Source organism: Bacteroides sp. 14(A), from assembly GCF_000526555.1.
In the GTDB taxonomy this organism is placed as follows: Bacteria; Bacteroidota; Bacteroidia; order Bacteroidales; family Bacteroidaceae; genus Bacteroides; species Bacteroides cellulosilyticus.
This window is the reverse complement of the sequence record NZ_JAGH01000001.1, coordinates 947,909-962,377: the sequence shown is the minus strand read 5'-3', so window position 1 is coordinate 962,377 and position 14,469 is coordinate 947,909. Positions and strand designations below refer to the sequence as shown.

The 14,469-nt window shown below is 44.4% G+C and carries 6 protein-coding genes; all 6 read left to right on the top strand.

Annotation, left to right across the window (positions count from 1 at the left end):
* Positions 1–23: 23 nt before the first annotated feature.
* The 6 genes from K429_RS28375 (at position 24) to K429_RS0103250 (ending at position 14,468) form a co-directional block, all read left to right on the top strand.
* Complete coding sequence (locus K429_RS28375) at positions 24–1,757, top strand: hypothetical protein (protein ID WP_231501801.1); 1,734 nt, start codon at positions 24–26, stop codon at positions 1,755–1,757.
* On the top strand, positions 1,738–2,397 hold the full coding sequence (locus K429_RS30785) for a hypothetical protein (RefSeq protein ID WP_052340622.1): 660 nt from the start codon (positions 1,738–1,740) through the stop codon (positions 2,395–2,397). The genes K429_RS28375 and K429_RS30785 overlap by 20 nt, the downstream gene beginning before the upstream one ends.
* 79 nt (positions 2,398–2,476) lie before the next feature.
* Positions 2,477–6,517, top strand: a complete 4,041-nt coding sequence (locus K429_RS0103265) for a two-component regulator propeller domain-containing protein (RefSeq protein ID WP_052340638.1) — start codon at positions 2,477–2,479, stop codon at positions 6,515–6,517.
* Between the two features lie 100 nt (positions 6,518–6,617).
* Positions 6,618–10,640, top strand: a complete 4,023-nt coding sequence (locus tag K429_RS0103260) for a hypothetical protein (RefSeq protein ID WP_025726033.1) — start codon at positions 6,618–6,620, stop codon at positions 10,638–10,640.
* A 23-nt stretch (positions 10,641–10,663) separates the two neighbouring features.
* Entirely contained in the window at positions 10,664–11,863 is a 1,200-nt protein-coding gene (locus tag K429_RS0103255; protein ID WP_025726032.1) for a glycoside hydrolase family 105 protein, read from the top strand.
* A 40-nt stretch (positions 11,864–11,903) separates the two neighbouring features.
* Positions 11,904–14,468 (top strand): hypothetical protein, encoded by a 2,565-nt coding sequence (locus tag K429_RS0103250; RefSeq protein ID WP_025726031.1) that lies wholly within the window; start codon positions 11,904–11,906, stop codon positions 14,466–14,468.
* Position 14,469: the final 1 nt, after the last annotated feature.

Here is a 14,469-nt window from a genome sequence, read left to right as displayed (position 1 = left end):
AACCCTATCAAAAGAAATCCAGTATGATACAGAAATTGTCTGCCTCCATTTTTCTTTGCCTTTGGGGAATTGTTTCGGTGTATGGAAACCTGCATCCCGTGATAGACAAAGATCCGTTGTCCATAGCCGTCGAAGCCTTTGACAACCAGACCCACCCATATAGTAAAGAACGCATCCGAAAGGAAATTCAAAACCGCAATGTCCGTTGGACCACCCACCTGATGACCGCCGCCGGTACTTTCTATGAAGCCACCGGACAGAAACGATTTCTGGATATGTCCGAAGAGATTTTCAGGTGTGCCGTCACTGCCTGGGAAAAGGACGAACAGTTGATGCGGGGACGGGATGATTTCTTCTCTACCCGCAACGTGGCAGCCACCTACAAATTACTTAAAAAAGAAGGACGCCTGAAAGGAAACGAAGCCCGGAGAATTGTGATTCGTTTTGCCGACCTGCACTTCGAACCGCATTTCATTACCGATCATAATCAGGGACAGGAACGTGCTTTAGGCTTTACCAGAATGTATAACCTTTTTCCGGATGCTCCCAATGCAAACCTGTGGAAAGCCTATACAGATACGATGTGGAATTTCTGGTATGCCAATAAGGATGTGGACGAGACCGCTACTTTATATTCAGCCATCCACTTAAACGACATTATCACCATCGCACAGGAAAGCGGACGGACCGAATTGCTACAGACTCCCGAAATAGAACAATGGTTTTCACGCTATCTTCACCAACAGGCTCCCAGCGGTTACATGCCGGAATATGGAGATGACTTCTTCTTTGCCTATTTTGAATGGATCGTAGTCTTTGAAAAGATGGCTCGCCTGACAGGTAATGCAAGCTATCAGGAAGCTGCCCGCAAATTATATAAAACAGGACTTCCCAATTTACCCGAAAAATACACTAAACGAGGCTGGTTTCTACGGGATGCCTGCGAATGGGCTTCGATTGCGGAAATAGCCCTGTTACCGCCATTCATTCCAAAGACTTCTACCCCGGATTGGGGTGCCATGGTGACAACACGCACTAACCGGGAAGGACAAAGTGGTATACCGGACCAGCTATTGCTAACAGCTTCACACGTTCCGGGTACTCCTTTTGTCATGAGTGATCTTTATGCTGAAGGTTCTCACAAACATCCGAATCTGCGCGGAACCATCAATTATTTTGAAACCGACTGTTGCCCGCACTTTCACGGCGTACAACGTCATGCTACGGATATGCGTCATGGCAACACCGTGATCCTGATGAAAGAAGAAAGCAATGGTTTCCCATTCGGTGAAGGCTCCAATCGCTGGCTGACCAACCGTTGGTTTACAGACTGGATTGACTTCAGCTCATCCACACATATATCAGAAAGTGATCCGCAAATGAGGGGATTTCAAAGCATCACTTTCCGCTTTCAGAATGGACAGCCGGGCGAAGTGATCTGCATTGATAAGGTTCGGCTACGAGGCAAGGCCGGAGAAAAGATTCTGCATGATTGCAACACATTGGATGCATGGGGAAACGGCGTAGAGCTTGCAGACAATGAGAAAGGCGGAAAGATAATACGTATTACTTTGAAAGATAACAGTATTCATTTTATTAATCTGAAAGTGGCGGCAGATTTCAGTTTGAATGATTACCGGTACATTGGTTGCGATTGGAAACATTACACGACTGATGACAGAATCAAATCTCCCATGAGTTTCAAGATTAGAGCCTACAACAAGATCAGAAAAACCAGTGGAAGACTATGTACATGAAGAAGTGGGCGTGCTGTTCAATCCCAATATCGTGCGGACAGCCAAAGTTGTAAATAAAGGTAAAGACTCATACGGTGAAGTGATTCTGGACAATCACTGTGTCGATGGTTCTACTCTGCAACGACGCATGGTATTGACAGCCGAAGGTATCCTGATATTACAGGATCATCTGATTCCCGGTGAAGATACCGAAGGATACACGGCAGGCAGTATCTGGCAGTTATATCAAATGGATGAACGGGGTGAAAACTGGTTCAGTACTCACGGAGGGAAGAAAATATACAGGGACACTCCAAACGCAGGTCAACCGTGGAAAGACGCATCCGGTAATGAAATAGAGAAAAGGCAATTACTGGTCTATTTTGAAAAGCAGCCCGACCGCAGTTACGGATTTCAGAAACAAGAATATACGATACAACCCACCACAGTCTTCTCCAAGCAGTGTGTCACTCCATTCGAGCCTTTGACATTTGTTACTGTAATCGTGCCCTACAGCATAAAGGAAAAGGCCGCTGATATCGCACAGTCTTTATCCGCACGGACCCAGGATGGATGCAGCACCGTTCAAATAAAAAACAACAAGGAAGAAATCACCGTTCAAATAAACATGAAGGGGAGTTGGAATGTATTCCGTAAATAGCCATATAAAAAGCGTTGACGCTTGCATGAATTGCATATTTTGCATTATCTTTAGGGGCTCAATTTATAACTTGAATTTTATGTTTCCGAAGATAATGCAGAATATCGCAAAGCATCTATTTATCTTGTTCATACTCTCATTAGGGTATATTAGCGCATCGGCACAGAACATTACGCTGAATAGCTACTCTGTAAAGGATGGATTATCAAACAGCACTGTAAAAGCTATCTGCCAGGACGATAAAGGTTATATTTGGATCGGTACCAAAAACGGTTTGAACCGGTTGGACGGTTACGAGATAAAGAACTATTATCACCTGCCCAGCAAAGAAGTCAAGCAGCCTAACGATATTGTGAGTATCACGCAACTATCGGACGGCCTCTTCTGGATCGGTACCTTCAGTGGAATCGTTCTCTTCGACCCCATGCAGGAAAAGTTTATCGATTTACAGGAGCGGTATACAGGAAAAGAATTTCCCTCGTCCGTGGTTGTAGGCCTGCACGAAGATCCTAAAAAAAATATCTGGGTAGCTACCAAACAAGGATTATATGTTTTCAAAAGCAACGGAACGTGTTCATATGTGAAAGATATGCGTGATACCTATATTCACATGATGGCTGCCGCGAGCCCGTATGCTCTGTTGCTGGATGTGGTGAATCAGGGGCTGGCACTTTATGACGTAAGGACTGAACGCTACAAGATTTTACACAAAAATGAAAAACGTTTCTCCTTAATGAAAGGATTTACAGATAGTAAAGGACGTATCTGGCTCGGAGAAGAGCTAAAGAATTTCTACCAATACTTTCCTAAAGAAGAAGAAATCAGGCCAATTTCATACACAGTTCATCCGGATGTTCCGATAGAAAGCAATTACATTCATGACATCACGGAATATAATGATTCCACCCTGCTGCTTGCAACCGACCGGGGATTGGTGGCTTATGACATTAAGCACTCTTTCTTTTATACCAAAGTAGATCAACACCTTGCTATAAGGGACCGCCTGATGACAGTCTATAAGGATAATCAAGGAGCATTATGGATAGGTACTTTCAGCCAGGGAGCCATTTATTATCATCCCAAGCTGTTTACTTTTACTCATCATTCTTTAACATCCTCCTCTCAGCAGACCACCGGAATCCAAGTAGTAGGTTCATTATCCGAATCACAAGGTAAATTATGGATCGGACATAGCAAGGGGCTTATAGCCATGGATGTAAACAATCCGAAGCATATAGAAGAAGTAAATATATCCGGAGGTAATTCTCCCAAACACGATACGGACTTATACTATGTTTACCGAAATTCACCAGACGAGCTCTACCTCTATTTCTTAAATATGGGAGTTTATTCGCTCAATCTGAGAACCCGTTCCATAACCAAAGTGATTGCCTCAATGAGCGGTGAAGAACAAATCCGTGCAATGGCAAGAGATGCGGAAAACCACTTATGGATAGCAGAAGATGACCTGTCTTACTGGGATGAGAAAACGCAAAAGCTGGACCGGAATCTATCGACCAATTATAATGCCACTACCCGGTATATGTTGACACAAGATATTCTGCGACATGGAGATGACATGATAGTGGGAGTTCGTACCAATGGTTTATGGATATTCAGGCATCAACCTGAAAATCCCGAACACTACTTTAAAGGTGAACGGACCACCTTCGAGGAACTGAATGACAAGAATATAAGTGTGCTCTATGAGGACCATGCCAAAAACATCTGGATCGGCACTTATGACAACGGATTGTATAAATGTAATCTGGAAAAACAGGAAATACACCATTATAACAAAGATAACGGATTAGTACACAATTCTATCTGTGCCATTCTGGAAGATCGTACCAGCAAGGATATATGGGTATCTGCCATCAACGGATTGTCACAGATCAAGCCGGATGGGATCATCGTTAATTTTACCCGTGGCAACGGCTTTCCTTTGAATGAAGTTTCGCACAAGTCACTGTTGCAAGCCAGTAACGGACACATCTATATAGGTGGTAACAACGGACTGGCGGAACTGGACCCGACACGTTTGTCTCATGACAGAGAGACAGCACCTTTGGTACAGATATCCCTGGTGGAATCACTAAATTCTAAAAATGCACCCGGCCATATTGAAATCAATAACTTCAATGAAGGAAACAAGGTTGATCTGCCGTATGATAACTCATCCATACGAATCAAATACTCTGCGCTCGACTTTATCTCTCCCAAGGGATACAAATATGCTTATCAGTTAAAAGGGCTGGATAAAGAGTGGCATTACATTGAAAATAATGAAGTAATATACTCCAATCTCCCGGCAGGTAAATATATTTTCAGTATCAAGGCATGCAATAACGAAGGAATCTGGAGCACAATAGAAACAACCATTATCATATCAGTACATCCTGCATTCTGGGCCACCTGGTGGGCAAAGACCCTCTACATCTTATTCATCATCGTCTTTCTGGCAGTATTAGCACGCTATTTTTATGAAAAGAAAACAGCCAAGTACAAACGCCAAATCGAACAGATAGAAAAAGAGAATATCGAGAAGAACTACCAGATGAGGATTGAATTATTCACTAATTTCTCTCACGAACTCCGGACACCGCTCACATTGATAACCGGTCCGGTGGACGATATCATCAATGATGAACAGCTTCCTTCGGGTTTAAAATATCCGATGAAACAGATACAAAAGAACGCAAACCGCCTGCTACTTCTGGTGAACCAATTGATGGATTTCCGCAAATTAGAACATGGAGCCATGCAACTGAAACTAAGCAGCCTGAATGTACCTGTATTCATTACCGAACAGATTGATAGTTTCTCCGAATTGCTGAACAAGCATGAACTTACCATTTCGTACTCCAACAACTATTATGGCAACAATTTGTGGGTAGATGTAGACCTGATGAGTAAAGTAATGTTTAATCTGCTCTCGAATGCAATAAAACACTCTTCCAGAGGTGGAAAGATCCAGTTAGAATCCAATATGGAGGAAAACAGCGTTGTTCTTTCCGTGAAAGACTTCGGGGAAGGTATATCTCCTGAGAATCAAAGCAAGGTTTTCGATCCTTTCTTTCAGATAGGAAACGGCAACAAAGGTGGAATGTTCGGCAGTGGCATCGGACTTAATCTGGTGCAATACGTGGTTAAACTGCATTTCGGCAAGATATGGCTGGAAAGTACGCCCGGACAAGGAACGACGTTCTTTATACGCCTGCAACTGGGAAAGGAACACTACGCCAATTCCAATGTAATCTATACTGACCAGGCAATTACCCATACATTGAAAGTAGAAAAGAACAGTGTATTGTCCGTAGATCCGGAATATCACCAGCAAATACCCGAAGATTCTGATAATCGCCTGCGGATTCTGGTAGTGGAAGATGACGAGGACATGCGCCAATACATTGTTTCCAAACTATCCAAGACCTACAATGTGCAGGAAGCTCCTGAAGGGAAAAGCGCCATACATATAGCCAGAGAGCAGATGCCCGATCTGATTATCAGCGACATCATGATGCCCGTAATGGACGGATTGGAGCTCTGCCGGGCTATAAAAAATGACATGGCTTTAGCTCATATTCCGGTAGTCCTGCTAACAGCAAAAAGCCTGGAAGAGCATGTAAAAGATGGATATCAGGCTTTAGCTGATGACTATATATTAAAGCCATTCAATGCGCAAATACTACTGGCTAAAATAGAAAGCCTCATCAAAAACAGAGAAAAACTGAGAGACTTGTTCTGCCAGAAGTTAGAGAGGACGGAAGTTCCTGTAGAGGAAATCACAGTAGAGGACCCATTCATGCAAAAACTGGTAGAATTAATTACAGAAAATGCACAGGATCCGGAATTATCCATGGAAGTTCTATATAATAAATTAGGTATGAGCCGTACACAATTCTTCCGGAAAATTAAAGCGATATCCGATTTATCACCCAACAAACTGATCCTAAATATCCGGATGAAAATGGCTGTGGAAAAATTCCAGTCCGGAGGCATGACCATTGCAGAGGTTGCCTATGAAGTGGGCTTTTCCGATCCGGCTTACTTTAGTAAGGTTTTTAAATCTGTATTCAATCAAACTCCTACCGAATATATCAAGAATATTGGTAAATAATCGGTCGCAGGTCTAAAATACAAGTCTTTGACACTATTTTCATAGTCTGTCAAAGGCTTTTCGCCTAAGTTTGCAAAAAAATCAGGTAAAGTTTATGACCATGAGAAACCACGTGATTGCATTATTACTAATACTATTTTTTGCAAATACAGGCTTTGCACAACAGGCCATCGTATCTAGGGAGAAACCGCTGAATTTCTCCCGGAAAGATTGTATAAACCTGTCTATATATGACTGGCCCCGTACTCTTTTAAGCTATCCGGTTTACTTTCCGGAAGGAATACAGTCCGAATCGGAACTGAGCCTTTCCGATAATAAGCAGAGCCGTTCTGTTCCATTCCAATTATCAGACAAAGTCATTGAAAACGGGAAACTGAAATCTGCCGTTATAAACTTCTTCGCAGAGCTACCAAGCGGAGGGGAATTCAACTATACATTGTATCTTCGGAAAAACAATGTCTCCCGGCAAAGTTCACCTGTTACACTTCAGAAACAGGCGTCAACCTGGCTGATCAGTGACGGAAACTTCGGTGTGGAAATACCTGCCGGAGGAATCAATCCGGGGCACACAATTCCCGCTCCCATAATCTCCATATTGAACGATCATCAAAAGATAGGCAATAACAAGCTACACACCGGGCAGCGCACCGTAAAAGAGATAAAAACATCCGTTTTAGAATCAGGCGACTTGTTTATAGAATGTGGAATACATTATATATTAGATAACCAGGCTTCTTATTATGCCAAGGTAAAAGTCATACAAGGTTATCCCTTCGTCATCCTCGACGAACAAATGGAGAATATATCAAACCAGGATGAGGTGTTTATAGATATGGAATGGGATAACTTCCATCCTACGCGCCGTTATGGCAACTGGGACAGGCAAAAGGAAGTATCAGTAGACGGAGGTTTGCCCATCGACCAACCCATATACACCAACTGGAGCCAGGAAGATCCGCACTGGACAGGAATGGGCTGGATAGAAGAGCCCGATAAGCAAATGTTGTATCGCCTCTTACCCTTCGGAGGAAATTCAACACGCGAACAGGTTCCGGCAATCTCTTTCTGGGAAACTCAGGATGCAGCCAGAGAATTAGGCGTATTTGTATATGACCATAATCGCTGGGATGATCAGCAATACGGAATCTGGCAGCCCACTCCGGATCTATCTGTATATTTCCGTTATGCAGGTCAGAAATTATATTTCAAGTATCCGCTCCATTCCGGCAGCCGGTCCACGGCCATAACTTTATATACAATTGAAAAGAAACAGGGTATAGTTGACAAATTCAATAAAAGCATTGACGAAATAGCAGTCAAGGGTGGTGCAGACCATTCGGATGAGATGGGCTTCCGCTACGCTATGCTATTACACCGTCAGTATGCGCTATTAAATTTAAATAAGGTGAAAGATTGGATTCTGGAGTATCCGGCACATGCAAAACATCCGGATACTCCTTTTACAGGGAAAACAGGTTCACCCACTGCCGAACAATTCTATCAGCAGATAATAACCTCTCCAATGGCTTATTATATGACAGGCTTAAATGGATTTCCCGGCATTCATTCCATTTCTCACCGCCCGCTTTTCGGCAGCTGGATAGAAGATTACCTGGCACTTTACAAACAACTGACCACGGAACAAAAGCAGACCGTAGACGGCCTGATGCTCATATCCGCTTACATCAATACACTGGAAGCGATGAATACCATCCGCACTTCATTAGCGGGAACCGCTAATATGGCAGCAGACGGCTGGGCAGTACCGGGGCAGATGTCTTTCCTCTACCCCGAACACCCGATGGCCAAAGAATGGGCGGATTTCTTTGAAAAAACACTGGAAATATACGGTATCTTCTATACACGTCCTGAAGTAAAAGCCTTCGAATCCAAAGGAGGACGTTGGGTAGAAAGCCTGGGTATCTATAATTGGGCTTTCTTACGTCCCACCTCAGCTACCAATATCGCACTGAAAGAGTTCGATGGCAAAAACCGTTTTGCCGGAAAATACATGGTACAACGGGGACACTGGATGCTGGACATGATGACCGCTCCCATTCAATACAAAGAAAAGATGGAAAGAAGTTATCCGCCCCATGGTGCTCACGGAGGGGGACGGATTGTTCCACGCTACTGCTCCGTTTACCAGTTGGCCGACTGGATGCAATACTACGATCCGCTCTTAGCTGAAAATCTATATTGGAACGGCAAGATGGGGCCGGGTGTTGAAACCAAAGATACACACACCAATTGGGGGAATGTCCATCAGAAACAATACCCTTCCCATAACATGGGAACCAATCCGCATTTAAGAAGTACGAAATATACCGGACACGGCATTGTTCTGCGTGCAGGAGTAGACACAGACGAAGAATTGTCCATTCACTTAAACCAGGTGGATAAAGGCCCTAACTATCGTTGGGGACATCAGGGACAAGGTAACTCCGGCGGACTTTACTTCTATGCAAAAGGTAAAATATATACGGGGCATGAAAACGAAGTGGTAGGTGACCATGTACAAAATAATCTGGATGGCATCACTAACTTCGGAGTAATGAAAAACGGGGCTTTCTGTAACATCGGAATGAACGAACTTGTGGCTCCACTTTATGACCTGGATATAGTGCAGCTGGCAGAACTCCGTTCCGCTAAAGGAGAAGACAGTTTTGCCTGGCCGGAATATTTATCACGCAGCATCCTGCTGGTAGGTACAGATTACTTCCTACTCTACGATCAGACCGGAACGAATTGGAGAGCAGGTGCCCGTTTCTCTTGGTTCGTTCAGAAAGAAGATGAATTTCCGCAAATCGTTTTCTTTGGCAAAAAAGCACGCCCGGATCATTGGACCAAAGGAGAAACCAATCATTCCAAAGGTTTCTACCGGGATGCGGACGGTTCGCTGCTGACATTGGTTTCACACAAGAAAGGAGATATCAACGTTCTACATGGGAAAGTTGTGAACCCGGCTTTGCTGGCCCATACAAGCATTTACGATTTTGTACCCAAATCCCAAAATGAACCATCTAATATATTGTACATCAAAGCTCCTCACAGTACTGATGTTATCTTCCGTGATGGAACAGGAATAAGCCATCAGTCAGAAAAAGAATCATTCACCGGAGAGGCCGGAGTAATCCGCCGGATGGATAATGGAACCTTGCAACTTGCTTTAATGAAGGGTACACTCCTTTCTGCCGACGGTTTTTCGATCGAATTGTCGGACGCCGGTACGGCAATTGCCATGACCCGCACAAACGCCAACAGTTGCAAAGGACGCTATAAGAGTGATGGAAAAGCCAGATTAACTCTAAAAGGAATGTCCGGCGGAAAATTATATATCGACGGTATCGCACAACAGGGAACAAGCAATATCTCTTTGCCCGTAGGAGAGCATCACATAGAGTATGCACGTGAAGTTACTCCAATGCCAACCGATATTATCGACACAGAATATACTCCTAACGGTACACTTATTTATCTGGATATACCTGCATCAGCCAAAAAGGTAAAAATAGAAACATCACGAGACAATGGGCAAACATGGACGGAGGTAGGCACAACCACCCGGTCAGTATACAAACTGGCTCCGCAACCTGCCGGAAAGATACATGTACGGGCTCTGTCTGTAAACGGAAAGCATACGGCCGTCTTTGCCCAAGAGTATCCGGTTTATACCACTAACCAAGCACCACATTACCCGGAAGGTCTGCACCTGAATTTAGACAAGGGGAAGGTAGACTTATCATGGGGAAAAGTATTAGGTGCACAGAAATATCGTATATACCGGAGAAAGGCCGGTGACAAAGATTTCACACTTATATTTGAAGGTAAAGCCAATCAGTATACAGATATGGAAGCTGCCGGAGTCATCAAAGCATGCCGATTCCCCGGTAAGTTAGACAATCCGACTCTTGATGCCGGTTCGTTTACAGTCTATGAATATACCGTTACCACTGTGAACGGGTATGGCGAAAGCGTACAGTCTCCTATCGCCGATACACATCCGGCATCCTGGGCTAACTGGTATCCGGATACCGAACTGAAATACAAGCGTACCTCTGCATTCTGGATGGAACCTTATGTACCTTCATTCATGACACCCGAGAAATATTATCCGAACTAACAATATAAAAAATACAAGAAAATATGAAAAGTAAACTATTCACAGCAGCATTGGCTGCGTTGGTGCTGGCATCTTGTGCTCCTAAAGAGAACGGGTACTTTGACAATCTCCCACAAGAAGCCAGCCCTATAGAAATCGGGAATAAAATTACAAATCGGTTTCTGGAACAAGGGCATTCGCAATATGGCAGCCCCTTACGTGTGAACGAACCAAGAACACAAATCACCTATCCGGATGTATGCACTTGGTTAGGAGGACTTTGGTTTGCTCAGGAAACAGACAACAAGGATTTGACAGAACGTCTGAAAGCCCGTTTCGAGCCTTTATTCACCAATGAGGCTTACTTGCAGCCGAAGCCGAATCATGTAGACAACAATGTCTTCGGAGCCGTGCCGCTGGAACTTTACCTGCAAACCGGAGAAGAGCGTTATAAAACATTAGGCATGATGTATGCCGACTCTCAATGGGAATTACCAGCCAACTGGAAACTGGAAGAAGGTGAAGAACGCCAAAGCAGTATGTATGGGGATTTCAAAGATGCTGATATCTGTCAACCGGAACAAAAGGAATGGGACGACAAAGGTTATTCCTGGCAGACTCGCTTCTGGCTGGACGACATGTATATGATCACCACTATCCAAGCGCAGGCTTATCGGGTAACGAACGACCGTAAATATATAGACAGAGCAGCTCGCGAAATGGTGCTTTATCTGGATTCAATACAGCAACCTTCAGGACTGTTCTACCACGCACCAACAGCTCCCTTCTGCTGGGGACGCGGTAATGGTTGGATGGCAGCCGGTATGTCCGAACTGCTCCGGATGCTTCCGCAAGACAATCCGGACAGAGCGGAAATCATGAAAGGATATCTGAAAATGATGGAGAAACTAAAAGATACACAGGATGAGAATGGTATGTGGAAACAGGTAGTAGACGATATTTCCATGTGGGAAGAAACTTCCGGTTCGGCCATGTTCGCATACGCCATGATTACAGGTGTCAAGAAAGGCTGGTTACCTGCCGAAGAATACGGGCCGGTAGCCCGGAACGCCTGGATAGCTTTAACCAAATATGTAAATGAACAAGGAGATGTGGAAGCCGTATGCGAAGGTACCATGCTGGGAGACAATAGTGAACACTACCGTAACCGTAAAGCTTTAACGGGAGATCTCCATGGACAAGCTCCGGTTTTATGGTGTGCCTATGCATTACTTGCCAAATAAAATCACGTTCTTTACAAAGTAAAAACTAACCTCACAAAACATGAAAAACATAGTATTAACCACCGGATATTCTTTACTGACAGCCTTTTTCTTGTGCACACCACCACTGTGTGCACAAGAAAAAGTACTCGACCGGATGACGCGCAGTGAAGCCCGACAGGAAATCCTCCGACATACCGGAATCAAGGATCATGTTACTTTTTATCATAGTAACGATAAGGATATCTACGTTGTCTATGATCTGGTAAGTTCCGGCAATAAGGAGAAAATGCTTCAAGGCAAAACCATTCTGTTAGGCATCCTGGATGCCTTCGAGTCTACCCGGAACCAATCCCGCCCTCTGGAAGTATCTTTCTTTGCCCGCGAGAAATTTTTCGATTCCATACGCATACTTAAAGAAAACAAACTGATGGACGCGGAACTCAGACAACTGTCCGAATCTCTTGTCAGTCAGATGAGTTTTTGCGAAGAACGCGGTCCGAACAACCGGGCAGCAAATTATGCCATGGGAGCCTTGGCAGCTGCCAGATTGTTTCCGAAACACAAAGATGCCAAATTGTGGAAAGCTTATGCCGAAGCCGTATGGAATGACTGGTATGAACCGGGAGACAGTTATGAACCTGCGTATGTGGCCCATAATATTCCCCGCCTGATAGCTTTAGGTGTAAAGCTTGGCAAACAGAAGGAATTAAAAGGGGATAAGCTGAAACAGGTATATTACAAATTCAGAAACCATGTCAGTTCTTCCGGTCTGGTATGCTCTACAGGAGATGGAGAACCGTACGACCAAGAATCTTACGTAAAGGCTTTTGATGCCATTATGGAAGTCTGTCCCGATCCTACTATTTTATGGGCACTTAAAAAAACATATCTGGCAGGCAACATGAAAACCGGAAGACTTCCGGAAGAGGCTTTTGAAAAAGCTTATCCCCAATATGCAGGTATGGAAGCCAAAGCCCCGGAACTACAAGCTTCCGTGCAATCTCTTTTCCCTGCCACTTACCAAAGTAAAGATCGCCTGATACTGGCACCTTCACGCAAAGAAGGCGCTCCGTTCGCCCAATTCTGGATTCAGGATGATTGCAATGTCCTCTACCATGGTGGAATCTCCGACACACGTGGCGACCTGATACATTATGAAGTAGACGGCACCATGATCATTGCCGACAGAGGACGCTACGAATGGCCGGCATGGAACAATACGCTACTGGTTTCCGAACCGGATGCGCAGTATCCTTTCCGTCAGACCACAGGAGTGAATTCCGGACGATGGTATCATTCTTCCGCCAATATGCGGGTTACCCGAGGGTATACGCCTTCAAAACGATACACCATCAATTCACAAAGATCCACTGATGTTCATTTTGCACTGACTGACCAGAAGGCTCCTTATGGTTATATGTGGGGAAACCCGGAAGCCGTAGCCGGAAATAATGACTTGATAAACCTGCATGAAATCAGGTTGGAGTTTGCACTGCTCCCTACCGAAGGAGAAGAATCAGTCGGCAAGGTATTCCCCGGAAGAACCTGGTTCGGCGGGTATGAAAAACGCAATGTATGCCCTTCGGATGTTCCCGTAGATATTTATATCAGTGACCTGTTCATTGCCGGAGATAAAGGAGAGAAAATACTGGTACCGTTTGATAAACTGACGGACAAACTGTCATTTGGCTTCGTTGCTCCCGACAAGACACAGCAATTCCCCGAAACGGAATTAGCCAAAGAGGATTATGCCATTGTAACCGATGCAGAAACGGGCAAACAGGTATTGCGCATCCGCACGAAATATGGCCGTACGGTTCTCCGTATCAAAATGAATGAACAGGTTAATGTGAATGAGGACTATAGCCGCATCGGATTATCATATAAATATGTCACTCCCATCAAGGGCTGGACACGAGTACCCATCCTGATAGCCTTCAATGATAACGACATGAAACATAATTTACGCCTGGACCGTCAGCAAGGTGGTATTCTGACTGATGCCAAAGCTGAAAATAAGGCAGGTGACAGTTATGGTTCCGTATCTTACAAAGGAATCTGGACCCACGATTCATCTTGGACAAGAAGCACTCTTCTGACAGAAGAAGGTTTTCTAATCGTATTGGATGAGTTCCTGCCGGGAAAAGCTGCCGATAAGCTGGTGGCCGGTCCGGTATGGCACGTTCCCTCCGCTCCCCGTTGCGGAAATTCGGATGGGGCTACAGCTGACTGGTTTGATGCTTCCCTGCTACATTACCCTGCACAAGCACGGGCTTTCACTGATAAATACGGTGAAGGAGACAAATGTCTCTTTATTGCTTTCGATGCACCGGCAGGATCGGAAAACGGAATTCAGTATCAGCCTAAACATTGGAAGAATGATGATTATGCGGTTTATAGCAAATGTCCACTGGAGGCCGGAAAAAACACACGCTGGTTATCTGTCCTGGCACCTCATTCCAAAAATACGGATGCCATCAAGTTATCCCGGAACATAAAAATAAGCAATCTGGGAGATAAGGGATATCAAGTAAATATTCAATGGAACGAACAGGGAAAAAGCCCTGTCAAGTTGGAAATAAAGATGGGTAACCATGACGAATGGGAAGTAATACGCAATTAAT

Bases quoted from the DNA above. Each gene is read 5' to 3' on its own strand.
- K429_RS0103255 (WP_025726032.1), top strand. From the start codon at position 10,664: ATGAAAAGTAAACTATTCACAGCAGCATTGGCTGCGTTGGTGCTGGCA.
- K429_RS0103265 (WP_052340638.1), top strand. From the start codon at position 2,477: ATGTTTCCGAAGATAATGCAGAATATCGCAAAGCATCTATTTATCTTG.
- K429_RS28375 (WP_231501801.1), top strand. From the start codon at position 24: ATGATACAGAAATTGTCTGCCTCCATTTTTCTTTGCCTTTGGGGAATT.
- K429_RS0103260 (WP_025726033.1), top strand. From the start codon at position 6,618: ATGAGAAACCACGTGATTGCATTATTACTAATACTATTTTTTGCAAAT.
- K429_RS0103250 (WP_025726031.1), top strand. From the start codon at position 11,904: ATGAAAAACATAGTATTAACCACCGGATATTCTTTACTGACAGCCTTT.